General features: G+C 73.2%; 22 protein-coding genes, 3 tRNA genes and 1 pseudogene. 14 read left to right on the top strand and 12 right to left on the bottom strand.

From position 1 onward, the window contains the following. Positions 1-36 precede the first annotated feature (36 nt). Together ACF059_RS17290 and ACF059_RS17285 are read right to left on the bottom strand one after the other, a co-directional pair. Positions 37-459 carry an organic hydroperoxide resistance protein gene (locus ACF059_RS17290; protein WP_360899186.1) on the bottom strand — a complete coding sequence of 141 codons (423 nt, stop codon included), beginning with the start codon at positions 457-459 and terminating at the stop codon, positions 37-39. 64 nt (positions 460-523) lie between these two features. Then, positions 524-1,546, bottom strand: a complete 1,023-nt coding sequence (locus tag ACF059_RS17285) for an NADP-dependent oxidoreductase (RefSeq protein ID WP_360899189.1) — start codon at positions 1,544-1,546, stop codon at positions 524-526. A gap of 96 nt (positions 1,547-1,642) precedes the next feature. On the opposite strand from ACF059_RS17285, the gene ACF059_RS17280 reads away from it, so the two are divergent. Then, positions 1,643-2,065: a MarR family transcriptional regulator gene (locus tag ACF059_RS17280; protein WP_360899192.1), complete on the top strand. Its 423-nt coding sequence runs from the start codon at positions 1,643-1,645 to the stop codon at positions 2,063-2,065. A gap of 54 nt (positions 2,066-2,119) precedes the next feature. Here the strand turns inward: ACF059_RS17280 and ACF059_RS17275 are convergent, their stop codons facing one another. Then, a complete protein-coding gene (locus ACF059_RS17275) occupies positions 2,120-2,827 on the bottom strand; it encodes a hypothetical protein (RefSeq protein ID WP_392057598.1) in 708 nt (235 codons plus the stop codon). Between the two features lie 78 nt (positions 2,828-2,905). On the opposite strand from ACF059_RS17275, the gene ACF059_RS17270 reads away from it, so the two are divergent. Further along, positions 2,906-3,484, top strand: a complete 579-nt coding sequence (locus ACF059_RS17270) for a hypothetical protein (RefSeq protein WP_392057594.1) — start codon at positions 2,906-2,908, stop codon at positions 3,482-3,484. Between the two features lie 65 nt (positions 3,485-3,549). Here ACF059_RS17270 and ACF059_RS17265 read toward each other — a convergent pair whose 3' ends face one another. Further along, entirely contained in the window at positions 3,550-4,260 is a 711-nt protein-coding gene (locus tag ACF059_RS17265) for an esterase/lipase family protein (protein ID WP_392057591.1), read from the bottom strand. Positions 4,261-4,471: 211 nt separating this feature from the next. Between ACF059_RS17265 and ACF059_RS17260 the strand changes: the two genes are divergently transcribed. Together ACF059_RS17260 and ACF059_RS17255 are read left to right on the top strand one after the other, a co-directional pair. Further along, on the top strand, positions 4,472-5,509 hold the full coding sequence (locus tag ACF059_RS17260; RefSeq protein ID WP_366868743.1) for a rod shape-determining protein: 1,038 nt from the start codon (positions 4,472-4,474) through the stop codon (positions 5,507-5,509). Beyond that, positions 5,506-7,059: a GAF domain-containing protein gene (locus ACF059_RS17255; RefSeq protein ID WP_392057588.1), complete on the top strand. Its 1,554-nt coding sequence runs from the start codon at positions 5,506-5,508 to the stop codon at positions 7,057-7,059. The genes ACF059_RS17260 and ACF059_RS17255 overlap by 4 nt, the downstream gene beginning before the upstream one ends. Positions 7,060-7,103: 44 nt before the next feature. Here the strand turns inward: ACF059_RS17255 and ACF059_RS17250 are convergent, their stop codons facing one another. Then, positions 7,104-7,544, bottom strand: a complete 441-nt coding sequence (locus ACF059_RS17250) for an Lrp/AsnC family transcriptional regulator (protein WP_392057585.1) — start codon at positions 7,542-7,544, stop codon at positions 7,104-7,106. 69 nt (positions 7,545-7,613) lie between these two features. Here ACF059_RS17250 and ACF059_RS17245 point away from each other — a divergent pair, with 69 nt between their 5' ends. Together ACF059_RS17245 and ACF059_RS17240 are read left to right on the top strand one after the other, a co-directional pair. Then, complete coding sequence (locus ACF059_RS17245; protein ID WP_392057582.1) at positions 7,614-8,249, top strand: LysE family transporter; 636 nt, start codon at positions 7,614-7,616, stop codon at positions 8,247-8,249. 42 nt (positions 8,250-8,291) lie between these two features. Further along, entirely contained in the window at positions 8,292-9,668 is a 1,377-nt protein-coding gene (locus tag ACF059_RS17240; RefSeq protein ID WP_392057580.1) for a carboxyl transferase domain-containing protein, read from the top strand. A 33-nt stretch (positions 9,669-9,701) separates the two neighbouring features. Here ACF059_RS17240 and ACF059_RS17235 read toward each other — a convergent pair whose 3' ends face one another. Beyond that, positions 9,702-10,964, bottom strand: coding sequence for an MFS transporter (locus tag ACF059_RS17235; protein ID WP_392057577.1), 1,263 nt, complete (start codon positions 10,962-10,964; stop codon positions 9,702-9,704). Positions 10,965-11,179: 215 nt separating this feature from the next. Between ACF059_RS17235 and ACF059_RS17230 the strand changes: the two genes are divergently transcribed. Together ACF059_RS17230 and ACF059_RS17225 are read left to right on the top strand one after the other, a co-directional pair. Beyond that, a complete protein-coding gene (locus ACF059_RS17230; RefSeq protein ID WP_392057574.1) occupies positions 11,180-12,337 on the top strand; it encodes a glutamate--cysteine ligase in 1,158 nt (385 codons plus the stop codon). A gap of 276 nt (positions 12,338-12,613) precedes the next feature. Further along, positions 12,614-13,045 (top strand): cupin domain-containing protein, encoded by a 432-nt coding sequence (locus ACF059_RS17225; RefSeq protein WP_392057571.1) that lies wholly within the window; start codon positions 12,614-12,616, stop codon positions 13,043-13,045. Positions 13,046-13,149: 104 nt separating this feature from the next. Here ACF059_RS17225 and ACF059_RS17220 read toward each other — a convergent pair. The 3 genes from ACF059_RS17220 to ACF059_RS17210 all read right to left on the bottom strand — a co-directional run bounded on the left by ACF059_RS17220 (position 13,150) and on the right by ACF059_RS17210 (position 13,564). Continuing rightward, positions 13,150-13,223, bottom strand: a tRNA-Ile gene (locus ACF059_RS17220). Positions 13,224-13,413: 190 nt separating this feature from the next. Continuing rightward, positions 13,414-13,486, bottom strand: a tRNA-Asn gene (locus ACF059_RS17215). A gap of 5 nt (positions 13,487-13,491) precedes the next feature. After that, a tRNA-Asn gene (locus ACF059_RS17210) sits at positions 13,492-13,564 on the bottom strand. 145 nt (positions 13,565-13,709) lie between these two features. On the opposite strand from ACF059_RS17210, the gene ACF059_RS17205 reads away from it, so the two are divergent. The 4 genes from ACF059_RS17205 to ACF059_RS17190 all read left to right on the top strand — a co-directional run bounded on the left by ACF059_RS17205 (position 13,710) and on the right by ACF059_RS17190 (position 19,382). Further along, positions 13,710-14,012 carry a YtxH domain-containing protein gene (locus tag ACF059_RS17205; protein ID WP_392057568.1) on the top strand — a complete coding sequence of 101 codons (303 nt, stop codon included), beginning with the start codon at positions 13,710-13,712 and terminating at the stop codon, positions 14,010-14,012. A gap of 118 nt (positions 14,013-14,130) precedes the next feature. After that, positions 14,131-15,579 carry an FGGY family carbohydrate kinase gene (locus ACF059_RS17200; RefSeq protein WP_392057565.1) on the top strand — a complete coding sequence of 483 codons (1,449 nt, stop codon included), beginning with the start codon at positions 14,131-14,133 and terminating at the stop codon, positions 15,577-15,579. Between the two features lie 150 nt (positions 15,580-15,729). Further along, on the top strand, positions 15,730-17,463 hold the full coding sequence (locus ACF059_RS17195; protein ID WP_392057562.1) for an ABC transporter ATP-binding protein: 1,734 nt from the start codon (positions 15,730-15,732) through the stop codon (positions 17,461-17,463). Then, on the top strand, positions 17,460-19,382 hold the full coding sequence (locus ACF059_RS17190; protein WP_392057559.1) for an ABC transporter ATP-binding protein: 1,923 nt from the start codon (positions 17,460-17,462) through the stop codon (positions 19,380-19,382). Before ACF059_RS17195 ends, ACF059_RS17190 begins: the two co-directional genes overlap by 4 nt. Positions 19,383-19,457: 75 nt before the next feature. Here the strand turns inward: ACF059_RS17190 and ACF059_RS17185 are convergent, their stop codons facing one another. The 3 genes from ACF059_RS17185 to ACF059_RS17175 all read right to left on the bottom strand — a co-directional run bounded on the left by ACF059_RS17185 (position 19,458) and on the right by ACF059_RS17175 (position 23,600). Further along, the gene (locus ACF059_RS17185) at positions 19,458-20,510 is read right to left on the bottom strand and encodes an RNA polymerase sigma factor (RefSeq protein ID WP_392057556.1); all 1,053 of its coding nucleotides are present in this window, start codon (positions 20,508-20,510) and stop codon (positions 19,458-19,460) included. Between the two features lie 171 nt (positions 20,511-20,681). After that, a complete protein-coding gene (locus ACF059_RS17180) occupies positions 20,682-22,757 on the bottom strand; it encodes a molybdopterin oxidoreductase family protein (RefSeq protein ID WP_392057553.1) in 2,076 nt (691 codons plus the stop codon). Between the two features lie 135 nt (positions 22,758-22,892). Continuing rightward, positions 22,893-23,600, bottom strand: coding sequence for a vancomycin high temperature exclusion protein (locus ACF059_RS17175; protein WP_392057550.1), 708 nt, complete (start codon positions 23,598-23,600; stop codon positions 22,893-22,895). Positions 23,601-23,805: 205 nt separating this feature from the next. Here ACF059_RS17175 and ACF059_RS17170 point away from each other — a divergent pair. Both ACF059_RS17170 and ACF059_RS17165 read left to right on the top strand, forming a co-directional pair. Next, positions 23,806-24,689 (top strand): annotated as a pseudogene (locus tag ACF059_RS17170) (sirohydrochlorin chelatase). 36 nt (positions 24,690-24,725) lie between these two features. Next, positions 24,726-26,051, top strand: a complete 1,326-nt coding sequence (locus ACF059_RS17165) for a deoxyguanosinetriphosphate triphosphohydrolase (RefSeq protein ID WP_392057547.1) — start codon at positions 24,726-24,728, stop codon at positions 26,049-26,051. Positions 26,052-26,117 lie beyond the last annotated feature (66 nt).

Raw genomic sequence — 26,117 nt, 5'->3', positions numbered from 1 at the left:
GTCGGGGTGCGGCCTTCGGCGTGCGGACGGGCCGGATCAGACGGCGAGCTCGACGGTGATGTTGCCGCGGGTGGCCTTCGAGTACGGGCAGACCTCGTGGGCCTTCTCGATGAGGTCCTTGGCGGTGGCGGCGTCCACGTTCGGGATGACGGCGGAGATCTTGACGATCAGGCCGAACCCGTCGGCGTTCTTGCCGATGCCGACCTCGGCGGTGACCGTGGAGCCGGAGATGTCGGCGTTCACGTTCTTGGCGACGACGCCGAGGGCGCCCTGGAAGCAGGCGCTGTAGCCGGCGGCGAACAGCTGCTCCGGGTTGGTGCCGGCGCCGCTGCCGCCGAGCTCCTTCGGCGGGTTCACGACGACGTCGAGCTGGCCGTCGTGGGTGGCGACGCGGCCGTCACGGCCGTTCTCGGCGGTGGCGATGGCGGTGTACGCGACGTCGGACTGCTGGATGGACATGTAAGGAAATCCTCCTGGTAATCGCCGCGACTCGCGCCCACGGTCACGACGGTGTGCAGTGAGCCTAACCGGTGAAAGAAACGATCATCTTTCCGGTGTTCTCGCCGCGCAGCATGCCGAGGAAGGCCGACGCCGCGTTCTCCACGCCCTCGACGACCGTCTCGTCGTACGTCAGCTCACCGGAACGCAGCCATCCGGCCACGTCCTGGACGAACTGCGGCTGCAGTGCCGCGTGGTCGTTGACGAGGATGCCCTGCAGGCGCAGCCGCTTGCCGATGACCTGCATCAGGTTGCGCGGACCGGGGGCGGCCTCGGTGTCGTTGTAGTGGGCTATCGCGCCGCACAGGGTGGCCCGGCCGTTGACGTTCAGGGAGGAGATCGCGGCCTCCAGGTGGTCTCCGCCGACATTGTCGAAGTAGACGTCGATGCCCTCGGGGGCGGCGTCCCGCAGCTGCTGGCCGACGGGGCCGTTCTTGTAGTTGAAGGCGGCGTCGAAGCCGTACTTCTCCGTGAGGAGCGTCACCTTCTCGTCCGAGCCGGCCGAGCCGATCACGCGGGACGCGCCCTTGATCTTGGCGAACTGGCCCACGAGGCCGCCGACGGCTCCGGCCGCGCCCGAGACGAACACGGCGTCGCCCTCCTTGAAGGAGGCGACCTCGAAGAGCCCGGCGTAGGCCGTCAGGCCCGGCATGCCGAGCACGCCGAGGTAGGCCGAGAGCGGGGCGAGCGAGGCGTCCACCTTGGTGGCGTGCTTCGCGTCGAGCTCCGCGTACTCGCGCCAGCCCAGACCGTGCAGGACGTGGTCACCGACCGCGAAGCCCTCGGCGGCGGAGGCGACGACCTCGCCGACCGCGCCGCCGTCCATGGGCCGCTCCAGCTGGAAGGGCGGGATGTACGACTTCACGTCGTTCATCCGGCCGCGCATGTACGGATCCACGGACATGTGCAGGTTGCGTACGAGGATCCGGCCGGGGGCGGGCTCGGCCGAGACGGGCACCTCGCGCAGGGCGAAGTCCTCGGCGACGGGCCAGCCCTGGGGGCGACGGACGAGGTGCCACTCGCGGCTGACGGCGGGGATCTCAGACATGCGGTGCTCCTGGGTAAGGAAGGAATTGCTTCACTAGGTGAAACAACCATGCGCCTAGATATTTCATGTTGTCAAGCAAATGGGTACGCTGGTCCCATGCCCAGTCGTCGCACAGACCCAGTGACCGTCGAGGTCGTCGAGCTCATCGGCGACGTCGTGGCCCGCTACCACATGGAGTACGAGCACGCGGCCGCCAGCCACCAGCTGACCGGCGCGCAGGCCAAGGTGCTCAACCTGCTCTCCCTGGAGCCGATGCCGATGCGCCGCATCGCGCAGAAACTGCGGTGCGAGCCGTCCAACGTGACCGGGATCGTCGACCGGCTGGAGAGCCGCGGGCTGGTCGAGCGCCGCCCGGACCCGGCCGACCGCCGGGTGAAGCTGGCGGCCCCCACCGAGGAGGGCGTGCAGACCGCGGAGCGGCTGCGCGAGTCGCTGGACTTCGCGCGCGAACCGCTGGCGGGACTGTCCCCGGCCGAGCGGGCGCTGCTGAGGGACCTGCTCAGGCGGATGCTGGGCTGATCCGGGCGGTCCCGCAGGTCCTGCCGGTCCCGCCGGCACGGCTGGACCAAGCGGTCACGAGCAGAAGATCCACAGCACGCAGCTCTTCGTCGGTTTGGGCGTGGGCGACGGCGACGGCGGGGGCGGCGGCTGCGCACTGCCGGAAGCCCCCGGCGAGGGCGTGCCCGATCCGCTCGGCTGTACGGACGTCCCGGGTGTCGGAGTGCCGGACACCGGCCCCGAGGTCGACGGGGCGGGGGGCGAGGTCGTCGGTCCCGCCTGCGCGGCGCTCCCGGAGGGCGCCCCGGCTCCGGACTTCTTCGTCCCCGCGGCCTTCGCCGTGGCCTTCCCCGACCCCGCGCCCGTGGGCGCGCCGGAATGCGGAAGATCGGGCAGCGGGGCGGGCTGCTGCGGACCCTCGTCGGTCAGCACCACCTTGGCGGCCCGGTCGGTGCGCTGTACCTCGGTGACCAGGTGGACCGCGGCCAGCGCGCCCCCGCACACGAGCAGCAGGCCGAGGCCGAAGGTGAGCACGGTCCGCCGGCGCTTGCGCTGCGTGGCCCGGCGGCGGGCACCGGCCCTGCGCTCGTTGGGGGCGGACAGCACGACGAGCGAGTCCGCGAACACGTCGGCCAGCGCGGTCGGCGGCTCGTCGACGACCGGCGCCGCCGGGGCCGGCACGAAGCCGGGCGCGGCGGGCATCAGGTACTCGGCCGGGGTCCCGCACCCGGCGCACGCCAGTGCGCCGTTGAGATGCCTCCGGCAGGCGTGGCAGTAGTTCATGGCGCCCGCAGGCTACGCGGTCGGCGACAACATCCGGATCCCGAGAACGTAAGGATCCTGTGTGGAATCGTTTCCTCCATGACTTTCTTCGGGCGGGACGCCTTTCAGTTGGTGCTGTTGCGGCGGATGTCCGACTTCCAGCCGGAGCTCGCCGACGAGGCCCGCCGCCGGCTGGGCGCCTCGCTCGCGGACCAGCGCGAGGCCAACAAGCGCTGGCAAGCGATGGTCCGCTCACCCCGCTCCCGCGGCGCCCTGGCCCGGTACCGCTCGGTGCTGGGCGCGCCGGAGTCCTCCGAGCGCCGCACGATCGGCGATCTGGAGTGCGAGGCCCTGCTGTGGCCGGTCTCGCTCTGGCCGGACCTGCGCTTCGAGGTGCTGGCCGCGCCGGACGGGGCGGTGTGGAACGAGTGGCTGGTACGGGCTCCGGGCGCGCCCGGGCCCGTACTGGAGTCGCCGGAAGACCTGCGGCCCTGGTCGGCGACGGTGGACGAGGTGGCGCGGGCCTTCGCGCCGGTGCGGCCGATGGAGGGCACCGCGCCCACCCGCTGGCGCCTGGCCTTCGCCGCACGCGGCGGACCGTACGTCGCGGAGTTCACGTACGGCCTGCTCCAGCGGGTCTCGTCCGGCGGGAGCGACGGCGCGCTCCGCCCGGTCTGATCCGGCCCGATCCTGTCTGACCCCGCCCGATCCGGCCTGATCGGCCCTGGCTCACCAGGCACCCGCTAAGCGGCCAGGAAGGCGCGGACGCCGGCCGAGGTGCCGTCGTCGCCGAGCAGGTCGTTGTGCTTGAGGCAGCCGACCGGCGTGTTGGCGGCTCCGGTCAGCGGGACGCTGTCGTCCGGGTTCACCACCTCGTCGCACCCGGACCAGAAGGTCGCGTACTTCACCGTGCCGGGGGTCTCGTCCCCGCCGTTCAGGTTCTTCGTGACGTACGAGCCGGGGGTCATGTCGCGGCACGCCTGGTCCCACAGGGCGCAGGCCCACGCGGTGGAGGTGCCGTGGTTGGTCCCGGCCAGCGAGACCCAGTGGTCCACGGTGGCCGCGCCGCCGCCGAACTTGACGTACCAGCGGCTGACCAGCGAACCGAAGGAGTGCGAGACGACGTCGACCCGGGCGGCGCCGGTCCGGCGGCGGACGTCCTCGACGTAGGCGGCGAGGCGTCCGGAGAGGACCTCGTTGACCGACTGGTGCGTGTCGTAACCGAAGGAGAAGAGCTGCGCGTCGTCGTACCCGTCGGCGCGCAGGTCCTCGCGCAGGGCTCCCCAGACGCCGGGGTCGGCGTTGTAACCGTGGACGAGCACCACCGGATTGCGCGGGGCCGCCGGGCCGGAGGCGGCGGCGCCGACCCGGTCGGCGGCATGGGCCGGGAAGGGCGCGAGCAGGGCCAGGCAGAGCGTCAGGAACGCCAGCGTCCCCTGGCGGGTCGTCAGCATCGGGTCCCCTTTACCTTGTTACGCGCGAGTAGTGCGTGTGGTGCGGGCATGGTGCTGCCTGTCGGTACAGAAATCCACCCCCATGCAGCCCCGCCCCACCCCCCGGCCGGAGCAGCACAACGGGCGATAAGTCCGAAAAACCCGAGATGATATGAAAGCGACCGGCAGTTCCGCCGGTCTTCTTGCGCCCGCGCTCTCGGGAGGATCTGCCGTGACCGTCAGTCTTGAGCAGTTGCGCCGCTGCCACGTCGCCGTCGACTTGGGGGCGGCTAGGACCCGCGTGTACGTCAAGGGCGCCGGCCTCGTCGTCGACGAGCCCAGCGTCGCCGCGGTGAACACCCGTACCGGTGCACTCATCGCCGTCGGGACCTTCGCCGAACGGATGACCGGCCGCACGCCCGACTACATCCGGGTCGTGCGCCCCGTCTCCGGCGGCACCGTCGTCGACATCGAGATGGCCCAGCGGATGCTGCGTCACCTGCTCGGCGAGAAGCTACGCCGGGCCCTGCGCCGCAAGCCCCGGCTGCGGGCCGCCGCCTGCACCCCGCACGACGCGGACCCGCTGGCCCAGCGGGCGACCGTGGAGACCCTCGTCGGGCTCGGCGCCCGCCGCGTCGAACTGGTCGACACCCTGATCGCGGCGGCCGTCGGCTGCGGCCTGCCCGTGGAGCAGCCGACCGCGACGATGATCATGGTGTGCGGGGCCGCCGCGACCCAGGTCGCCGTCCTCTCGCTCGGTTCGATCGTCACCGCCCAGCGGATCCCGGTAGGCGGCGAGGCCATCGACCACGCGGTCGTCCAGCACCTGCGCCACGCGCACGAGCTGATGCTGCCGAGCCAGGCGGTGCGGCCGCTTCAGCTGGCCCTGCACGGCAACGGCATCACCCCCGAGGGACCGGCCTCCACGCTCATCCACGGCCGCGACGTGGCCACCGGACTGGCCCGTTCCGTCCACGTGGACACCGCAGCGGTACGCGACGCGATCCACACGCCGCTGACCGCCGTCCTCGACGGCATCGGCAGGGTGCTGCGGGACTGCCCGCCGGACCTGGTCGCGGACCTGACGGACAAGGGGATCATGATGGTGGGCGGCAGTGCCCTGCTGCCCGGCCTGGACCAGATGCTGCGGGACGCCACCGGAATGCCCGTCGCCATCGCGGAACGGCCGGACGTGTGCGCCGTACTGGGTCTCGGCGCGATGCTCGAAGGGAAGATCGCCCCGATGGTCCTCAACCCACTGGCCGAATGACGGACGCCGGGCGCCGGCCCGGCGCACGGCAGCCCGGCGCACGGAAGCCGGATGAGCTGGAGACCGCCAGCCTGCCGCTCCTGCTGGAGGCGGTGCTCGGCGTCGGCTCCGAGCTGGAGCTGCGCGCCACCCTCCAGCACCTCGTGGACTCGGCGACCGAGCTGTGCTCCGCCCGGTACGGAGCGCTCGGGGTCATCGACCCCGAGCGCGGCCGGCTGACCGAGCTGTTCACGTCCGGAATGACCGAGGCGCAGCGGGCGGCGATCCCCCGGCTGCCGGACGGCTCCCGCGACCTGCTCGGCCCCCTCGGCCCCCTCGCCGACGATCCGCGCCCGCCGCTCCCCGACGGCACCGGCCGCATCGGCGTCCCGATCCGGGTGCACACCGAGGTCTTCGGGAACCTCTGCCTCACCGAGAAGCGGGGCGGTCCCTTCACGGACCAGGACCTCGCCCTGCTCCGCGTCCTGGCCTCGCAGGCGGGCATGGCGATCGGCAACGCCCGGCTCTACGAGACCGCGCGCCGCCGGGAGCGCTGGATCGAGGGCGCGGCCGCCGTGACCACGGCCCTGCTGGCCGGACGCCCGGCGGCGGACGCGCTGATGTGCGTGGCCGAACGGGCCCGGCTGCTGGCGGACGCCGCCGCCGGGGTGGTGCTCCAGCCGACCCCCGCGGGCGGCATGGAGATCGTGGCCGCCTCCACGCACGCGGACCCCGGGGACCTGGTGGGGACCGCGATCGCGCCCGGCTCCCCGGTGCTGGAACAACTCCTCGGCGGCGAGCCCGTCTTCATAGAGGACTCGGCGACGGACCCCCGGATGACCACGCACGTCCGCGAGCGGTTCGGACCCAGCATGATGCTCCCGCTGCAGAGCGGCGGCCAGCTGATCGGCACCCTGGCCCTGCCGCGCGCCCGCGGCGGCCCGCCGTACGACGCGGTGGACCGGCTGCTCGCCTCGCAGTTCGCCTCCCAGGCCGCGCTGGCCCTCGTCCTGGCGGACGCCCAGCACGACCGGGAGCAGCTCGCGGTGTACGAGGACCGCGACCGCATCGCCCGGGACCTCCACGACCTGGTGGTCCAGCGGCTCTTCGCCACCGAGATGATGCTGGAGAGCACCCGGCGGCGCTCCTCGAACGCGTCGGTCGCGGACCCGGTGGGCGAGGAACTGGCCCGCGCGGTCGACGAGCTGGACTCCACCATCCAGGAGGTCCGCACCGCCATCTTCGCCCTCCAGCAGCCGCCGAGCGACGCCCCGACGACCTTCCGGGGCCGGGTCCTGCGCGAGACGGGCGGGGCGGCGGTCCTGTTCGGCTTCCAGCCCTCGGTGCACTTCGCGGGCCCGGTGGACGCCCTGCTCCCGGAGCCGGTGGCCGGCAACCTGCTGTCCGCCCTGCGCGGCGCGCTGGCCGCGGCGCACCGGCGCGCCGAGGTCACCGCGATCGAGGTGGAGGTGGAGGCGCTCCCGTCCCGGGTCCGCCTGACGGTGGCGGATGACGGCCGTACGCCGTCGGGGGCGCGGGGCACGACGGTGACGTGGGAGTCGGCACTGTAACTCGCGCGGGGGACCGGGCAGCGCCGTCAGCGCGGGCGGCGCCGTCAGCGCGGGGCCGCCCGGGTGGCGGCGCGCAGGGCGATGCGCGTGCTGGACTGTGCGACGCCCGCCTCCAGCTTGAGCCGCCGCAGCAGCCCGTCGAGGGCGGCGGGGTCGGCGGCCCGGGCGCGTACGAGGTAGTCGTACTGGCCCGTCACGTGCACGACTTCCGTGATCCCGGGCAGCTTGGCGACCTGCCGCTCGAACTCCTCGTTGGTGGTGTCCTGCCGCAGCGTGAGGTCGATGAAGACGACGAGCCCGCCCGCGGTGTCGGCCGCGGGGTCCACCACGACGGTGAAGGCGCGGATCACCCCGTCCCGGCGCATCCGTCGCACCCGGTCGGCGGTGGCGTTGGCGCTGAGCCCGACGCGGACGCCGAGGTCCCGGTACGAGATCCGCGCATCCTGCTGCAGGATGCCGAGGATTTCCCTGTCGAGGCGGTCCATACCGCGATTCTCGCAGCCGGGCCCGATATGCGGGCGCATCCGCCGGGGGCACGGGCCGAGCCTCGCCGTATGAGCGAACTGATGACACCGGCCCTGGCGGGCGCGGTCGCGGGTCTGGGCGTGGCCATGCCGATGGGTGCGATGAGCGTGCTGCTGCTCCAGGAGGCGATGCGCGACCGTCGCGCGGCGGTGGCCGCGGCCGCGGGCATCGCCACGGTCGACCTCGGCTACGCGTCCCTCGCCACCGCGCTCGGCCCCTGGGTCGCCTCCCACGTCTCCCCGGTGGAGGCCTGGGTCCGCCTGGCCTCGGCGGCGATCCTCCTGGCCATCGCCGCCCACGGCCTGACCGGGGCCCGCCGCCCCACCCCGTCAGCAGAGCACGCCGTGTCGGGGGCGCGGGAGCCCGCCGCCCGCCCGGCCACCACCTTCGCGCGGTACGTCGGCCTCACCGCCGTCAACCCCACCACCGCCCTCTACTTCGCCGCCCTCACCACCGCCCAGGGCGCCACCCTCACGACCGGCGCGGCCGGAGCCGCCTTCCTCCTCGGCGTCGGCGGCGCCTCCCTCCTGTGGCAGGAGACCCTCGTCGTGATCGGCGTCCTCGTCGGCGCCCGCATCTCCGACACCGCCCGCGTCTGGACCTTCCGCCTCGGCTACGGCCTGGTCGCCGCCTACGCCGTCAAGATCGCCCTGCCGTTGCCGTGACGGCCCGTCGCGCGGGCGGGGCCGGGACCTTAGGGTGACCTCGTGACGACGACCCGCCTCTCGGCCCGTGCGGCCCTCGCGTCCGTGACCGACGCCGGCAGCTTCACCGAACTCCCCGCGCCCCGGCGGGAGTCACCGGCCGACGGCCCCCTGTCCTGGGCCGGCTACGACGACTCCCGGGCCCGCGCCGCCGAGCGGACCGGCGAGCAGGAGTCCGTCGTCACCGGCACCGCCCGCATCGGCGGCCGCGAAGCCACCCTGATCTCCTTCGAGTTCGGCTTCCTCGGCGGGTCCCTCGGCCAGCGCACCGGCGACCGGCTCGAAGCCGCCTACGCCCACGCCCGCGCGCACCGCCTCCCCCTCATCTCCCTCATCGCCACGGGCGGCTCCCGGATGCAGGAGGGCATGCTCGCGCTGACCCAGCTCCAGCGCGTGGCCCGCCAGTGCGTCCTGACCCGGGCCGCGGGGCTCCCCCAGCTCGCCGTCCTGCGCGATCCCACCACCGGCGGCGGCTGGGCGACCCTGGGGGCCGGGGCCGACGTCGTCCTCGCGCTCCCCGGCGCCCAGATCGGCTTCGCCGGGTCCCGGGTGCGCCCGGTGGACGCGGACCCGGCGGCGTACTGCGCCGAGGGACAGTACGCGGCCGGGCACGTGGACGCCGTCGTCCCCCCGGCCGACATCGCCGGGACACTGGCCGACTGGCTCCGCGTCCTGACCGCGCCCCGCCCCGCCGGGCCGGTCGAGCCCCCGGCCGCGCTGGCCGGCGTAGCACCGCCGCACACCGGATGGGACGCCGTCCGGCAGGCCCGTCACCCCGACCGGCCGCACGCCGAGGCGTACCTGGACGCGTACTTCGACCTCCGCCTGCCCCTCTCCGGGGACCGCGCGGGCGGCACCGACCCGGGCATGCTGTGCGGCTTCGGGCTGCGGGAGGGCCGGCCGGTGGCGTACGCGGCCCAGTGCGGCACCGCCACCCGCCCGGCTGGGTACCGTACGGCAGCCCGCGTCATCCGCCTCGCCGACCGGCTCGGCATCCCCGTGCTCACCCTGGTGGACACCCCGGGCGCCGCCAACGACGCCGCCGCCGAACACGCCGGGGCGGGCGCCGCCATCGCCGACACCTTCGCCGCGGTGGCCGCGGCCGCCGTCCCCGTAACCACCCTCCTCATCGGCGAGGGCGGCTCGGGCGGCGCGCTCGCGCTGGCGGCTCCGGGCAACACCTGGGTCACCCCCGACAGTTACTTCTCGGTGATCGCCCCCGAACTGGCGGCGGCCATCCTCAAGCGCCCCCCGTCGGCCGCCCCGGCGACGGCCGACCAGCTCCGCATCCGCCCCCAGGACCTGGTGTCCCTGGGCCTGGCCCGAGGGATCGTTCCTTCCTCGGCGCCCGCCCCACGCTCCGGCCCCGCCGACGGGTGAGGCGCGGGCGCAGCTCTCCGTACGGCCCTGTGATCAGGCCTGCGGGGAGCGCGCGTCGTACCGGGCGAAGCCCCGCCACCGGAGCGCGAGCAGCCCCAGCACCGCCACGCATGCCAGCCCGCCGCCCGTGACGGCCACGGTCGGGGAGGTCAGGTCGGCGACGGTCCCGGCGAAGAAGTCCCCGAGCCGCGGCCCGCCCGCGACGACCACGATGAACACGCCCTGGAGGCGGCCGCGCATCTCGTCCGGGGTGGCGGCCTGCATCATCGTGCTGCGGAACACCATGGAGACGGTGTCCGCCCACCCTGCCAGGGCCAGGAACAGCAGCCCGAGCCAGAGGTTGCGCGTGACCCCGAAGACGGCGATGGCCAGACCCCAGGCGGCCACGGAGATCAGGATCGCCAGCCCGTGCCGGCGCACCCGCCCCTGCCAGCCGGAGACCAGCCCGCCCAGCAGCGCCCCGGCGGCGATCGCGGACACCAGCAGGCCGACGGTCTTCGCGTCGCCGTCGAACCAGAGCACGGCCACCGCCGGGAAGACGGCCTTCGGCTGCGCCAGCACCATCGCGGCCAGGTCGGAGAAGAAGGTCATCCGGATGTTGGGGCGGGTCCCGAGGAAGCGCAGGCCGTCGACGACCGAGGCCCTCCCCCGCGTGCCCTCGGCGCGGTCGGGCTTCATCGACGGCAGCCGCCACATCGCGTACAGCGCGGCGGTGAAGGTGAGCACGTCGATCAGGTACGCCGCCTGGTAGCCCCACCAGCCGACGATCAGCCCGCCCAGCATGGGGCCGACCGTCGCCCCGGAGGTCATGGTCACGGAGTTCAGCGCGTTGGCGGCGGGCAGCTGTTCGGCCGGCAGCAGCCTCGGGATCATGGCGGAGCGCGCCGGTCCGGTGAGCGCCCCGCAGACCGCCTGGAGCGCGACGACGGAGTAGAGGAACCAGACCCGGTGGTAGTCGAGCAGCGCGGCGGCGGCCAGCGCGACCGAGAGCCCGGCGGCGCCCAGCGAGCTGTAGAGGCCGAGCGTGCGCCGGTCCACGGTGTCGGCGATGGCCCCGCCGTAGAGCCCGAAGACGACGAGCGGGACGAGGGAGAAGAGGCCGACGAGCCCGACGGAGAAGCTGGAGCCGGTGATGTCGTAGACCTGGAGCGAGATCGCGAGGGTGGTCATCGCCTGGCCGATCCAGGAGATGGTCCCGCCGACCCACAGGCGCCGGTAGTCGTGGGACGTGCGCAGGGGGGTGAGGTCGGCGAATATGCGACGGCGGGGGCGGGTGGGTGCGGTCGTCCGGGTCACAGCGGATGATAACCGTCGGCCGTCCGCCGCCCCCGGGCATTTTTCCGCCGTTCCGCTCTGCGGTCCCAGTCGCCCCGTCCGGCCCCGGGACCCCGCCGCGGGCGGTTGCTTGCCGGTAACTCGCCACCGTCACCTGACATTTGACTGAATCGGCGTGCGCTCCTCACCTCCTGTTCAGCTCATGATGAAAAGACTCGTATGTCCAGGGAGGCGTAGTGATCGAACCTGGCAAAGGCACCACGAGCACCAGCACCGGGCAGAACGCGGTGCGCTCCACCGTCCCCCTCACCGTCGGCGTCGAGGAGGAGTTCCTGCTCGTCGACTCCCGCACCTTCCGGGTGGTCCCCGCCGCCCCGCTCGTCCTCGCCACGGCCGGCGGACTGCCCGGCGAGATCCACCCCGAGGGCACCCGCTACCAGGTGGAGATCTCCACCCCGATCGCCCACTCGGCGGCTTCGCTGCGCACGGAACTGGCGGCCCTGCGGCGCACCCTCGGCCGGGCGGCCCGTGCGCACGGCTGCCGGCTGCTCGCCGCGCCCTCGCCGGTCCTTCCCGTGGAGGCGCCGCTGCACCTGACCGACGACGAACCGCGCCAGCGCGAGCAGCACCGCCGCTTCGGCGCGCTCACGGACACGCTCGTCAGCTGCGGCCGCCACATCCACATCGGCACGCTCGACGTGGACACCGCGGTGGCCGTGTCCAACCGGATCAGACCCTGGCTGCCCACCCTGATCGCGCTGGCCGCCAACTCGCCGTTCTGGGGCGGCCGTGACACGGGTCACGCGAGCTGGCGGGCGATGGCCTGGTCCGGCTGGCCCTCGGCGGGGCTGCCCCCGCACTTCACGTCCACGGCCCACTTCCGGCGCTCGGTGCAGACCCTGCTCGGCTCCGGGGCGGCCCTGGACACCAAGATGGTCTATTGGGACCTGCGCCCGTCCGGGCACTGGCCGACGCTCGAAATCCGGGCGCCCGACATGTCCCCGGACATCGACTCGGCGATCCTGCAGGCCGAACTGGCCCGAGCCCTGGTGACCACGGCCCTGCGGGAGATCGCCGAGCAGCGCCCCGATCCCCCGGTACGGGACGACGTCCTGCGCCTCGCGCGCTGGCGGGCGGCCCACGACGGCCTGGAGGGCTTCGGCCTCGACCCGTACACGGGCGCCGAACTCCCGGCGGCCGACCTCGCGGAGGCCCTGCTGGACCTGGTCGCCCCGGAACTGGCCGCCTCCGGCGACCTCGACCACGCGGCGAAGACCCTGGGCGGCCTCCTGCGCGACGGCTCGGGCGCCCACCGTCAACGCATGGTCTACGCCCGCCGCCAGGACCTGACGGACGTCCTGCGCCACCTCACGGACGAAACGGAGGACTTCTGACCCGGCGCCAGCCGCGGGAGGGCAGCCCTGCAGGCACGTACGCCGACGCCCGGCCGGTGTTCACCGGCCGGGCGCCGGCCTCGCCCCGAAGGGGCCGGGAGGGGCGTTTCGGTAGCGGGGCCCTCCGGGGACACACGTTTCACCGTTCCGGGCGAGGAAGGTCTCCTCTGGTTGAGGCGCTCGCCGGGGGTCAATGCGAGCGCGGTACCGGAAGCCCCGGTGAAGGGCGTGGCGTGAACCGATCGGCCGCCGCGGGCGGGCTGATGTACTGCGCGCGTGACAGATCAGAAGCAGTGCAAGGTAGTCCGAACCGGACAATACGAGGGGCTTCAGGGCGGCACCTTCGGTACGGGTGTCAGCGCGCAGTCGGCCGGAGCCGAGCGGCTGTGCCTCCATCGCCTGGTGATGCCGGCGGGTACCCGGGGCCGCCCGCACCTGCACGAGGGGCACGAGTCGGCCATCTTCATCCAGTCCGGGCAGATCGAGGTGTGGCACGGCGAGGACTTGGCCGAGCACACGGTGCTGCGTGCGGGTGACTACATCTACATCCCCGCAGACACCCCCCACTTGCCGGTGAACAGCGGCGCCGAGGACATGGTCTGCCTGGTCGCGCGGACGGACCCGAACGAGCAGGAGGGCGTCCGGCTGCTGCCCCTGCCCGCCCGACTGGAGCAGCGGCTCGGTCTGCTGCCCGTAGGGGCCGGCTGAGCCGGACCCATCGAAGAGCCCGGGGCACGAGGGGGCAGGGCTCGGCCCGACAGCAAAAAGCCCGCGCCCGGAGGAAAAACCTTCCTGCAGGCACGGGCGAACCGTGGGGCGGGTGGGACTCGAACCCACGGCCGACGGATTATGAGTCCGCTGCTCTAACCGGCTGAGCTACCGCCCCTTCACGGCGTGGCGCGTACACCTGTGCGCGCCGTCTGCCGCAGCATAGCCGCTCATACGATCTCCTGCCTCGGATGCCTCGCATGATCGGCTTCGCCTGTTCAGAGAGACCGCGCCGAGGCCTGCCCGGTTCCCGGACGGGCGGCAAAGAAAAGAAGAGGACCCCTCGGGGGCCCTCTTCTTCTTCCTTGCTCCCCCGGCTGGACTCGAACCAGCAACCCTCCGGTTAACAGCCGAATGCTCTGCCAATTGAGCTACAGGGGACCGCGCTCCCCCGACTGGACTCGAACCAGTAACCTGCCGGTTAACAGCCGGCTGCTCTGCCAATTGAGCTACAGGGGATTGCTGCGGTGCATCGAACGGCCCACCTCCGGCCTGGCCGGGGGGCGAGCGCCCGCTGCGAGTCATAGATTAGCGCAAGCAGGGGGGTGCTCCGCCAATCGGTATCGACAGCAGGCCGGGCACCACACGACGAAGGGTGACAGGCATGCGGTACAAGGTCACGTTCGTGGTCGGACTGACCCTCGGGTACGTGCTCGGGAGCCGGGCCGGGCGCGAGCGCTACGAACAGCTGAAGAAGTCCGCGCGGGAGATCTCGAAGAACCCCGCGGTGCGCAACGCCGCCGAGAGCGCGGGCCAGACCGGGCGCCAGTTCGCCGGGAAGGCCTTCGCCGCGGTGAGCGACAAGGTCGGCGACGCCGTCCCGCAGGCCCTGGCCGGGCGGGTACGGGCGCTGCGCGACCGGGCGGGCGGCGGCGCCGAGGACGACTGGGGCACCAGCAACACCTAACAGTCCCCCGGGCACACCCCTGGGTGTGCCCGGGGTACGCCGTGGTTCCCGGGATCTGTGAGGTTCCGGGGACCGCGGAGAGGTCAGGACCGGCCGTGCGTGCGGCAGAATTCACCGCATGGGGATAGTCGCCGGGCTGGACAGCTCTTCCGCCTTCACACGCATCATCGTCTGCGACACCGAGACCGGTGCCGTGCTGCGCCAGGGGTACGCCCCCCATCCGCAGCCCACGGGAGAACCCGACGGCGCCAGCCCCCACGAGACCGATCCGCAGGCCTGGCTGCTCTCGCTCGGCGAGGCGGCCGGCGGCGGGATCCTCGAAGGGGTCCAGGCGATCGGGGTCTCCGCGCAGCAGCACGGCCTGCTGGCGCTGGACGCGCAGGGCGCTCTGGTCCGCCCCGCCCTGGTCGGCAACGACAAGCGCGGCCAGGCCGCCGCGGCCGAGCTGATCGACTCGCTCGGCGGCCGCCACGCCTGGACCGAGGCCGTCGGCGGCGTCCCGCACGCCGCACAGCCCATCGCGAAGCTGGCGTGGCTGGCCCGCACCGAGCCCGAGGCGGCCCGCCGGGTGGCCGTGCTGATGTCCCCCCACGACTGGCTGGTCTGGCAGCTGCTGGGCCGGCCGGTCCGGCGGACCACCGACCGCGGCGGCGCCTCCGGCACGGGCTACTGGTCGGCGGCCTCCGGCTCCTGGCGGCCCGACCTCGTCGAGCGGGCGCTCGGCCACCAGGCGCTGCTGCCCGAGGTGCTCGGCCCGGCCGACGCCGCCGGGACCACGCCCGAGGGGCTGCTGATCTCCGCCGGAACGGGCGAGACGATGGCCGCGGCGCTCGGGCTGGGGCTGGGCCCCGGCGACGCCGTGGTCTCGCTCGGCGCCTCCGGCTCGGTGATGGCGGTGCACCACGAGGCGCTGTCGGAGCCGGGCGGGCTGATCACCTCCCTGGCCGACGCCACCGGCATGCACCTGCCCGTGGTGAACACCTCCAACGCCGTACGGGCCCTGCGCGGCACCGCCGAGCTGCTCGGCACCGATCTGGAGGGGCTGTCCGAGCTCGCGCTGAAGTCGACGCCGGGCGCGCACGGCCTCGTACTCCTGCCGTACCTGGAGGGTGAGCGGACGCCGAACCTGCCGCACGCCGCCGGGACGCTGTCCGGGCTGCGCCGGGACTCGATGAAGCCGGAGCACCTGGCCCGGGCCGCCTTCGAGGGCATGCTGTGCGGGCTGGTGGACGCGCTGGACGTGCTGCGCTCGCGCGGGGTCGAGATCCGGCGGGTGTTCCTGCTGGGCGCGGCGGCCGAGCTGCCCGCCGTACAGGCGGCGGCGCCGGGGCTGTTCGGGACGCAGGTCGTCGTGCCGGCGCCGGCCGACTACGCGGCGCTGGGCGCGGCGCGCCAGGCGGCCTGGGCGCTCGGTGTGGCGCAGGGCACGCTGTCCCCGCACACCCCGCCGCTGTGGCCCACCCCCGCGGCTCAGGTGTTCGAGCCGGGCGAGGAGCTCCCGGCGTGGCATGCGGTGCGCCAGCAGTACGTGGCGACGCGGGAGGAGCTCCACCCCGGGGCGTTCTAGGACTCCCGCTCGCAGCTCCCGCCGGAGGTCCTGGGGATCCCGGCACGGCCTAGTCCTTTTGACCGGCTTTTAGGAAATCCGCTGGGGATCGGACCCCCGGTTGGCCCAAGATGGGGGGAACCCCTCGATCTTGCCGACCGGAGCCTGCGCGTGCTCATACGACTTCTGCGGACCCATCTGGGGACGTACCGGAAACCGATCGCCGTGCTGGTCCTGCTGCAACTGCTGCAGACCAGCGCGAGCCTCTATCTGCCCACCCTCAACGCCGACATCATCGACACCGGTGTGGTCAACGGCGACACCGGCTACATCCTGCGCTTCGGCGCGCTGATGCTCGGCGTCTCGCTCGTCCAGCTCGTCTGCAACGCCGGCGCCGTCTACTACGGCGCCCGCACGGCGGCGGCCTTCGGCCGGGACGTCCGCGCCGCCGTCTTCGACCGGGTGCAGAGCTTCTCCGCACGGGAGCTCGGCCAGTTCGGCGCCCCGTCGCTGATCACCCGTACGACGAACGACGTCCAGCAGGTCCAGATGCTGGTGCTGATGACCTTCACCCTGATGGTGTCGGCGCCGATCATGTGCGTCGGCGGCATCGCCATGGCGCTCTCGCTCGACGTGCGGCTGTCCGGCGTCCTGCTCGCCGTGGTGCCCGTGCTGGGCCTCTCGGTCGGCGCGATCGTCTTCAGGACGCGGCCGCTGTTCCGTCAGATGCAGGACCGCCTGGACACCGTGAACCGGGTGCTGCGCGAGCAGATCACCGGCAACCGGGTGATCCGCGCCTTCATCCGCGACGACTACGAGAAGGACCGTTTCCGCGACGCCAACGCCGACCTCACCGGCGTCTCGCTGCTCGCCGGCAAGTTCCTCGCCCTGATGTTCCCCACCGTCATCGTGGTCGTGAACATCTCCAGCGTCGCCGTCATCTGGTTCGGCGCGATGCGCGTCGACAGCGGCGGCATGGAGATCGGCCAGCTGACGGCCTTCCTCGCCTACCTGATGCAGATCGTCATGGCCGTGATGATGGCCACCTTCATGTTCATGATGGTGCCGCGCGCCGAGGTCTGCGCGGAGCGCATCCAGGAGGTCCTGGACACCCGCTCCAGCGTGGTCCCGCCCACCGACCCGGTCCGCGAACTGGCCAGCCGCGGGCTGCTGGAGCTGCGCGGCGCCGACTTCCGCTATCCGGGCGCCGAGGCCCCGGTGCTGCGCGGCGTGAGCCTGACGGCCCGTCCCGGCGAGACCACCGCGGTGATCGGCTCCACCGGCAGCGGCAAGTCCACGCTGCTGAGCCTGGTCCCCCGGCTGATCGACGCGACCGGCGGACGCGTCCTCGTCGACGGGGTGGACGTCCGCCGGCTCGACCCGGAGCTGCTGGCCAGGACGGTCGGCATGGTCCCCCAGAAGCCGTACCTCTTCTCCGGGACGGTCGCTTCCAATCTGCGCTACGGACGCCCGGACGCGAGCGACGAGGAGCTGTGGCACGCCCTGGAGGTGGCCCAGGCCAAGGACTTCGTCTCCGCGCTGGACGGCGGGCTCGACGCGCCCGTCACCCAGGGCGGAACGAACGTCTCCGGCGGCCAGCGCCAGCGCCTGGCCATCGCCCGCACGCTCGTACAGCGTCCGGAGATCTACCTCTTCGACGACTCCTTCTCGGCCCTGGACTACGCGACGGACGCGGCGTTGCGCGCGGCGCTCGCCCGTGAGACCCGGGAGGCGACGGTGGTCATCGTCGCCCAGCGGGTCTCCACGATCCGCGACGCCGACCGGATCATCGTGCTGGACGAGGGCGCGGTCGTGGGCGAGGGACGCCATCACGAGCTGATGGACGGCAATGAGACCTACCGGGAGATCGTGCTCTCCCAGCTGACGGAGGCGGAGGCCGCATGAGCGGGCCCGGAGGACGGATGATGGTGGGACCGGTCCAGCGGTCCATGGACTTCAAGGGGTCGGGCAAGCGGCTGCTGGGCCAGCTCGCGCAGGACCGGGCGAAGCTGTGGGGCATGGTGGGGGCCGTGGTCGCCAGCGTCGGCTGCGCCGTCGTCGGCCCGAAGATCCTCGGCGAGGCCACCGACCTGGTGTTCGCGGGGATCGTGGGCCGGGAGATGCCGGAGGGCCTCACCAAGCAGCAGGCGCTGGACGGGATGCGGGCCGAGGGCCGGGGCGGGATGGCGGACATGCTGTCCGGCACCGACTTCACCCCGGGCCGGGGCATCGACTTCGGCGCGGTCGGGGTCGTGGCGGTGTGGGCGCTGGTGGTCTTCACCCTGGCGGGTCTGCTCATGCTGGTGGCGACGCGGCTGTCGAACCACGTCATGAACGACACCGTGTACCGGATGCGCGAGGAGCTCCAGGCGAAGCTGTCGCGGCTACCGCTGTCGTACTTCGACCAGCAGAAGCGCGGCGAGGTGCTCAGCCGTGCCACGAACGACATCGACAACATCGGGCAGACGCTCCAGCAGACGATGGGGCAGTTGCTGAACTCGCTGCTGACCATCGTCGGCGTGCTCGCGATGATGTTCTGGATCTCGCCGCTGCTGGCGCTGGTCGCGCTGGTGACCGTGCCGGTCTCGGTCTTCGTGGCCGCGAAGATCGGCAAGAAGTCGCAGCCGCAGTTCGTGGCGCAGTGGAAGACGACCGGTGCGCTGAACGCCCACATCGAGGAGATGTACTCGGGGCACACGCTGGTGAAGGTCTTCGGCCGGCAGAAGGAGTCCGCGGCCCTCTTCGCCGAGCAGAACGAGGCGCTGTACCGGGCCTCGTTCAAGGCGCAGTTGGTCAGCGGCATCATGCAGCCGGTGATGTTCTTCATATCGAACATCAACTACGTGCTGGTCGCGGTCGTCGGCGGTCTGCGGGTGGCCTCGGGCACCCTGTCGATCGGTGACGTGCAGGCCTTCATCCAGTATTCGCGGCAGTTCTCGATGCCGCTGTCGCAGGTCGCCTCGATGGCGAACCTCGTGCAGTCCGGCGTCGCCTCGGCGGAGCGGGTCTACGAGCTGCTGGACGCGGCGGAGCAGGAACCGGACGCCGAGGTTCCGGAGCGTCCGCAGGAGCTGCACGGCCAGGTCACCTTCGACAAGGTGGCCTTCCGCTACGAGCCGGACAAGCCGCTCATCGAGAACCTCTCGCTGACGGTCGAGCCGGGCCACACGGTCGCGATCGTCGGCCCGACGGGCGCCGGCAAGACCACGCTCGTCAATCTCCTCATGCGGTTCTACGAGGTCACCGGCGGGGAGATCGCCCTCGACGGGGTGGACATCGCGAAGATGACGCGCGAGGAACTGCGCAGCGGCATCGGCATGGTGCTCCAGGACACCTGGCTGTTCGGCGGCACCATCGCGGACAACATCGCCTACGGCGCCGCGCGCGAGGTCACGCGCGCCGAGATCGAGGAGGCGGCGCGGGCGGCCCACGCTGACCGCTTCATCCGCACCCTGCCGGACGGCTACGACACCGTCCTGGACGACGAGGGCGCGGGCGTCAGCGCGGGTGAGAAGCAGCTGATCACCATCGCCCGGGCGTTCCTGTCCGACCCGGTGATCCTGGTGCTCGACGAGGCGACGAGCTCGGTGGACACCCGTACCGAGGTGCTCATCCAGAAGGCGATGGCGCGGCTCGCGCACGGCCGTACGTCCTTCGTGATCGCGCACCGGCTCTCCACGATCCGCGACGCGGACGTGATCCTGGTGATGGAGAGCGGCTCGATCGTGGAACAGGGCACGCACGAGGAGCTGCTGGCGGCGGACGGCGCGTACGCGCGGCTGTACGCGGCGCAGTTCACGCAGGCGGTCGTCGAGGTCGACTAGGACCGCGGCGGGCGGTGGCCGGGGGCGCCCCGCGGGGCGCCCTCGCCGCCGTCCCCGTCGCCGTCCCCGTCGCCGTCAGTCCAGATATCCCCGCAGCTGGTCCGCGAAGGCGTGGTCGCGCAGCTTGTTGAGGGTCTTGGACTCGATCTGGCGTATCCGCTCGCGCGTCACGCCGAAGATGCGGCCGATCTCCTCCAGGGTGCGGGGGCGGCCGTCGGCGAGCCCGTAGCGCAGCTGGACGACCTTGCGTTCCCGCTCGCCGAGGGTCGACAGCACGGCTTCCAGGTGTTCGCGCAGCAGGAAGAAGGCGGCGGACTCCACGGGGGACGCGGCGTCGCCGTCCTCGATGAGGTCACCGAGCGCGACGTCGTCCTCCTCGCCGACCGGGGCGTGCAGGGAGACCGGCTCCTGGGCGAGACGGAGCACTTCGAGGACCCGCTCGGGGCTCAACTCCAGGTGGGCGGCCACCTCTTCGGCCGTGGGCTCGTAGCCGCGCTCCTGGAGCATGCGCCGCTGGACGCGGACGACCCGGTTGATCAGCTCGACGACGTGCACCGGGACGCGGATGGTCCGGGCCTGGTCGGCGAGGGCCCGGGACATGGCCTGGCGGATCCACCAGGTGGCGTAGGTGGAGAACTTGTAGCCGCGGGCGTAGTCGAACTTCTCAACGGCCCGGATGAGCCCGAGGTTCCCCTCCTGCACCAGGTCGAGCATGGTGAGCCCGCGGCCCACGTACCGCTTCGCGACGGAGACGACGAGCCGCAGGTTCGACTCGATGAGACGGCGCTTGGCCATGCGCCCCATGACGACGAGCTTGTCCAGGTCAACGGCGAGCTGCGAGTCGAGATCGGGGGTGCTGGCGAGCTTCTCCTCGGCGAACAGACCCGCTTCGACGCGCCGCGCGAGGTCGACCTCCTCGACGGCGGTGAGCAGCGGGATCCTGCCTATCTCGCGGAGGTACTGCCGGAACAGATCGGCGGAAGGACCCGCTCCGCTCCCGCTGTCCCCTGGGCTCCGCCTGCGCGCAGCGGGCACTGGTTCGATCAGCTCCAGTACCTCGGGCTCTTCGTCCACGGGCGTGGCCTCCGAGGACTCGCTCACGTTCACGGTCAGGGTCCGGGTCTGCACGGGGGCGACCTCCAGGGCTCCGAGGACGGGGGCACCGCCCTCAGTGTGGGGTACGGCACATCACCCCCACGAGGGTCGTGCGCCCACTTTCTGAGTCCGGTGCGTGACCGGATGGTTACCCCTTGGCGGGAACCCCGATGCAGATCGGACGTATGTCCGAGATGAGCTCCTCTAGACCAGCTCGACGCGGACGGCGCAGACCTTGAACTCCGGCATCCGGGAGACCGGGTCGAGGGCCGGGTTGGTCAGCGTGTTGGCGCGGCCCTCGCCCGGCCAGTGGAAGGGCATGAAGACCGTGTCCGCGCGGATGGCGTCCGTGATGCGGGCCGGGGCCACCGCGCGGCCGCGGCGGGAGGTCACCGCCAGGGGGCTGCCGTCGACGGCGCCGATGCGGGCGGCGAGGCGCGGGTGCAGCTCCACGAAGGGGCCGGGGGCGGCCGCGTTGAGCTCGTCCACGCGGCGGGTCTGGGCCCCCGACTGGTACTGGGCGACGACGCGGCCCGTGGTGAGCAGGAGGGGGTAGTCGGCGTCCGGGACCTCGGCGGCGTCGCGGTGGGAGACGGGGACGAAGCGGGCCCGGCCGTCGTCGGTGGCGAACCGGTCGAGGAACAGGCGGGGCGTGCCCGGCGAGCCGTCCGGGCAGGGCCAGAACACGCCCTGTTCGGCCTCGATGCGGTCGTAGCTGATGCCCGAGTAGTCGGCCGGGCCGCCCGCCGAGGCGCGGCGCAGCTCGTCGAAGACCTCCTCGGGGGCGGTGGGGAAGCCCTTCTCGACGCCGAGGCGGGCCGCGAGTCCGTGCAGCACGTACAGGTCGGTGCGCACGCCCGGCGGCGGGGTCAGGGCCCGGCGGCGCAGCAGGACCCTGCCTTCCAGGTTGGTGGTGGTGCCGGTCTCCTCCGCCCACTGGGTGACCGGGAGGACCACGTCGGCGAGGGCCGCCGTCTCGGACAGGACGACGTCGGCGACCGCGAGGAAGTCCAGGGAGCGGATGCGGTCCTCGACGTGCGCGGCGCGGGGGGCCGAGACCACCGGGTTGGAGCCCATGAGGAGCAGGGCGCGGACGTCCGTACCGAGGGCGTCGAGGAGTTCGTACGCGCTGCGGCCGGGCCCGGGCAGGCTGTCGGGGTCCACGCCCCAGACCCCGGCGACGTGCGCGCGGGCCGCAGGGTCGGTCAGCTTGCGGTAGCCGGGGAGCTGGTCGGCCTTCTGGCCGTGCTCGCGGCCGCCCTGGCCGTTGCCCTGCCCGGTGAGGCAGCCGTAGCCGGAGAGCGGCCGGCCGGCGCGGCCGGTGGCCAGGCACAGGTTGATCCAGGCGCCGACGGTGTCGGTGCCCTTGGACTGCTGCTCCGGGCCGCGGGCGGTGAGGACCATCGCGGTTTCGGGGGCGCAGAACATCGCCACCGCCTCGCGGAGCCTGGGGAGCGGCACGCCGGTGATGCGCTCGACCAGCTCGGGCCAGTGGGCCATCGCGGCCGCCCGGGCCTCCTCCCAGCCTGTGGTACGCCCGGCGATGAACTCCTCGTCCGTACGGCCCTCCGCGACGACCAGGTGCAGCAGCCCCAGCGCGAGGGCGAGGTCGGTGCCCGGGCGGGGGGCCAGGTGCAGATCGGCCTGCTCGGCCGTGCGCGTGCGGCGCGGGTCGATGACGATCAGGGTGCCGCCGTTGGCCTTGAGCTCGGTGAGGTAGCGCAGGGCGGGCGGCATGGTCTCGGCCAGGTTCGAGCCGACGAGGATCACGCAGCCGGTGCGCGGGATGTCCTCCAGCGGGAAGGGCAGGCCGCGGTCGAGCCCGAAGGCCCGCTGGTGCGCGGCGGCGGCCGAGGACATGCAGAAGCGGCCGTTGTAGTCGATCTGGGAGGTGCGCAGCGCCACGCGGGCGAACTTGCCGAGCGCGTAGGCCTTCTCGTTGGTGAGCCCGCCGCCGCCGAAGACGCCGACGGCGTCCGGTCCGTACGCGCGGCCCGTCCGGGCGAGGCCCTCGGCGACGGCGTCGAGCGCCTCCTCCCAGGTGGCCGGTTCGAGCCGCCCGGCGTGGGTGCGGACGAGCGGCTGCGTCAGGCGCACCCGGGAGGAGAGCACGGCGGGGGCGGTGCGGCCCTTGCCGCACAACGCACCCCGGTTCACGGGGAAGTCCGCGCGCTCCTCCACCGTCACGCCCGCCCCGCCCGGCTCCGGACGGAGGTTCATGCCGCACTGCAGCGCGCAGTACGGGCAGTGCGTGGCGGTGGCGGAGTCCGAGAGGTGCATGCGCCCCAGCGTGCGTCGGTGGTGTTACGCGGGGCGCCGCGGCGCGTTACAAGTCCGGGTGCTCCACCTCAGCGCCGCCCGCCGCCTGCGGTGAGGCAGGCGCCGGGCCGCCGCGGGCACGGCCGGGGGGGCCCGTCAGCCGCCCGCGGCCGCCAGGGCCTGCGACACGCCCGGCTCCTTCGGGCCGAGGAAGCGGGGGGCGGGCTTGAAGGCCGCGTCCAGGGCCGCCTTGCCCGCCGCGAAGACCTCGCGGGTCTCCCCGTAGTACCAGGTGGCGTCGTGCACGTCGGCCACGCCGACGCCGTAGGAGTCCAGGCCCGCCGCCTGGCACAGGGCGACGGCCCGGCGGATGTGGAAGCCCTGCGTGACCAGGACGGCCCGCTCGACGCCGAAGATCTTCTTGGCCCGTACGCAGGAGTCCCAGGTGTCGAAGCCGGCGTAGTCGCTGACGATCCGGCCGTCCGGCACCCCGTGCGCGGTCAGGTACGTGCGCATCGCGTCGGGCTCGTCGTACTCGCTGCGGCTGTTGTCCCCCGTGACCAGCACGACCTTGACCTTGCCGGTGCGGTACAGCTCGGCGGCGGCGTCGAGCCGGTCGGCGAGGTAGGGGGTGGGCTGCCCGCGCCACAGGCCCGCCCCGAACACCACCGCCACCCCGGCGGCGGGCGCGTCGGCGGTGGTCCGCAGCCGGTCGGCGGCCGCCGCGTGCATCCACGCCGAGGGCAGCAGCGCCAGCACGCAGCCCGCCATGACGCCCTGCACCGCGAGCCGCCGGCACCGCACGCTGCGCAGCGCCGCGGCCGCCCGGCTCCACGTGACTCTCGGCAGGCGCGCTCCGCGCATCGTCCGTCCCCCTGGTGTCTCGGCTGCTGCTTCCCTGGTCAGGACGCTCGTGGGGCCCGTGTGGTTCGCCCGGCGGCCCGATCCGCGCCGGTGCGGGTCCCCGCAGCCCCCGACATTCCGTGCCGACGGCGCTGTGAGCAACCGGAAAGAACACCCGTCACCCCGGCGCAACACGACGGCAACCTCCGGGGCGCAGGATCGGTGCATGACGGAGCCGGTGCACCCTCCCGAGTCCCCCGCCTTCCCCTTCGACAGTGCCGCCGAGCTGCTCGGCCGCATCACCATCCAGCTGGGCACCCAGCTCAGCGGCCTGCGCCGACCCGGAGTCCGCCCATGCAGCCCACCCTCGTCGCCGTCGCGCACGGCAGCCGCGACCCGCGCGCCCTGCACACCGCCCTCGCCCTCCTCGAACGGGTCCGTGAACTCCGCCCCCGGCTCGATGTCCGCCTCGGCCACATCGAGTTGAACGAGCCGCTCCTCGACGAGGTCCTCGGGGAGCTGACCGGCGAGGCCGTCCTCGTCCCGCTGCTGCTCGGCCGGGGCTACCACGTCAAGCGCGACCTGCCCGCGGCCGCCGCGCGGGCGGCCCACCTGCGCACCCGCGTCGCCGCCCCGCTCGGCCCGCATCCGCTGCTGGTCGAGGCCCTCTACGAGCGGCTCCTGGAGGCCGGCTGGAGCCCGGACCCCGGCCCGGGCGCGGCCGTCGTCCTGGCCGCCGCCGGCTCCCGCGACCCGGACGCCGCGACCGACACCCGCCGCACCGCCGAGCTGCTCTCCGAACGCCTCGGCGGGATCCCGGTGGTGCCGGCCTACGCCTCGGCCGCCGCGCCGAGCACCCCCGAGGCGGTCCGTGCCCTGGCCGCGCGCGGGCACCACCGGATCGCCGTGGCCTCGTACTTCGCCGCCCACGGCCGGTTCGCCACCCAGTGCGCCGCCGCGGCGCCCGCCCTCGCGGCCGCTCCGCTGGGCGACCACCCGGCCCTGGCCCGGCTGGTGCTGCACCGCTACGACGAGGCCCTGGCCCGCGCCGCCGCTCAGCCCGTGGCCGCGCCCCTCGGACCGGCCCGGCCGGAACTCGTCTCCGCCTGATCCCGATCTGTCAGTCGTTCCGGTTACCGTCTTGTCATGGAAGGCACCCCGTACGGCCCCGCAGACGACCCCGACGCCCTCTACGACGCAGCCGACACCGAGCGCTGGGCCGCCGAGCCCGACAAACGGCCCGGCCGGACCGCCTTCCAGCGCGACCGCGCCCGTGTGCTGCACTCGGCCGCGCTGCGCCGCCTCGCCGGCAAGACCCAGGTCGTCACCCCCGGCAGCCGGTCGTACGACTGGGACGCCAGTCCCCGTACGCGCCTCACGCACTCACTGGAGTGCGCGCAGGTCGGCCGGGAGCTGGGGGCCGCGCTGGGCTGCGATCCCGACCTCGTGGAAGCCGCCTGCCTCTCCCACGACATGGGCCATCCGCCCTTCGGCCACAACGGCGAGGAGGCGCTCAACGAGTTCGCCAAGGACTGCGGCGGCTTCGAGGGCAACGCACAGTCGCTGCGCCTGCTGACCCGGCTGGAGCCCAAGCGGTTCATGCCCGATCCGGCGAGCGGCGAGCTGGTCAGCGTCGGACTGAACCTCACCCGGGCCTGCCTGGACGCGGCGACGAAGTACCCGTGGGCCCGCGGGGACCACCCCACCGACCCCGGCTCGGTCAAGTTCGGCGCGTACGAGGACGACCTGCCGGTCTTCGCGTGGCTGCGGCGCGGCGCACCCGCCGACCGCAAGTGCTTCGAGGCCCAGGTCATGGACTGGGCCGACGACGTGGCGTACAGCGTCCACGACTTCGAGGACGGCCTGCACGCCGGCCACCTCGATCCCAACCTGCTGTTCGCCGAGCCGGAGCGCACGGCGATCTGGCGGGTCGCCATCGGCCGGTACGTGCCCGCCGACACCGAGCCCGAGGAGTTGCGGGCCGCTCTCGACCGGCTGATGGAGCAGGAGTGGTGGCCGCACGGGTACGACGGGTCGGCCGTCGCCCAGGCCCGCCTGAAGGACGCCACGAGCCAGCTGATCGGCCGTTTCTGCCTGGCCGCCGAGGGCGCCACCCGGGAGGCGTACGGCTCGGGCCGCCTCACCCGGTACGGCGCCGAGCTGGTGGTCCCGCGGGAGGCGCGCCACGAGTGCGCGGTGCTCAAGGCGGTCGCCGACCTGTACGTCATGCAGCGCGACGAGCAGGAGCGGATCCGCGCCGACCAGCGCGTCGTCCTGGCCGAACTGGCGGAGGCGCTCAGCGCACGCGCCCCCGAGGGCCTGGACCCGCAGTTCCGGGCGATCTTCGACGCGGCCCCGGACGACAAGGCCAGGAAACGGGCGGTCATCGACCAGATCGCGTGTCTGACGGACGCATCCGCCCGTTCCCTGCACGCGCGTCTCACGCGGCGCACCCGACGCGCCGAAGGGTGAGCTGATCGAGCCACTCCCCCTTCACGCGGCAGGCTCAGTGCGGGACGCTCGCATGTGGTGGCATGT

The sequence above is a fragment of the Streptomyces sp. NPDC016562 genome, from assembly GCF_043076955.1.
Classification (GTDB): domain Bacteria; phylum Actinomycetota; class Actinomycetes; order Streptomycetales; family Streptomycetaceae; genus Streptomyces.
Note: the sequence above shows the minus strand (reverse complement) of the source record. Positions and strands in the feature narration are given on the sequence as shown.

What these genes read in the sequence shown, in the direction of transcription:
- ACF059_RS17290 (WP_360899186.1), bottom strand. Translation starts at nt 459, where the DNA reads ATGTCCATCCAGCAGTCCGACGTCGCGTACACCGCCATCGCCACCGCC.
- ACF059_RS17285 (WP_360899189.1), bottom strand. Translation starts at nt 1,546, where the DNA reads ATGTCTGAGATCCCCGCCGTCAGCCGCGAGTGGCACCTCGTCCGTCGC.
- ACF059_RS17280 (WP_360899192.1), top strand. Translation starts at nt 1,643, where the DNA reads ATGCCCAGTCGTCGCACAGACCCAGTGACCGTCGAGGTCGTCGAGCTC.
- ACF059_RS17275 (WP_392057598.1), bottom strand. Translation starts at nt 2,827, where the DNA reads ATGAACTACTGCCACGCCTGCCGGAGGCATCTCAACGGCGCACTGGCG.
- ACF059_RS17270 (WP_392057594.1), top strand. Translation starts at nt 2,906, where the DNA reads ATGACTTTCTTCGGGCGGGACGCCTTTCAGTTGGTGCTGTTGCGGCGG.
- ACF059_RS17265 (WP_392057591.1), bottom strand. Translation starts at nt 4,260, where the DNA reads ATGCTGACGACCCGCCAGGGGACGCTGGCGTTCCTGACGCTCTGCCTG.
- ACF059_RS17255 (WP_392057588.1), top strand. Translation starts at nt 5,506, where the DNA reads ATGACGGACGCCGGGCGCCGGCCCGGCGCACGGCAGCCCGGCGCACGG.
- ACF059_RS17250 (WP_392057585.1), bottom strand. Translation starts at nt 7,544, where the DNA reads ATGGACCGCCTCGACAGGGAAATCCTCGGCATCCTGCAGCAGGATGCG.
- ACF059_RS17245 (WP_392057582.1), top strand. Translation starts at nt 7,614, where the DNA reads ATGAGCGAACTGATGACACCGGCCCTGGCGGGCGCGGTCGCGGGTCTG.
- ACF059_RS17205 (WP_392057568.1), top strand. Translation starts at nt 13,710, where the DNA reads ATGCGGTACAAGGTCACGTTCGTGGTCGGACTGACCCTCGGGTACGTG.
- ACF059_RS17200 (WP_392057565.1), top strand. Translation starts at nt 14,131, where the DNA reads ATGGGGATAGTCGCCGGGCTGGACAGCTCTTCCGCCTTCACACGCATC.
- ACF059_RS17190 (WP_392057559.1), top strand. Translation starts at nt 17,460, where the DNA reads ATGAGCGGGCCCGGAGGACGGATGATGGTGGGACCGGTCCAGCGGTCC.
- ACF059_RS17180 (WP_392057553.1), bottom strand. Translation starts at nt 22,757, where the DNA reads ATGCACCTCTCGGACTCCGCCACCGCCACGCACTGCCCGTACTGCGCG.
- ACF059_RS17175 (WP_392057550.1), bottom strand. Translation starts at nt 23,600, where the DNA reads ATGCGCGGAGCGCGCCTGCCGAGAGTCACGTGGAGCCGGGCGGCCGCG.
- ACF059_RS17165 (WP_392057547.1), top strand. Translation starts at nt 24,726, where the DNA reads ATGGAAGGCACCCCGTACGGCCCCGCAGACGACCCCGACGCCCTCTAC.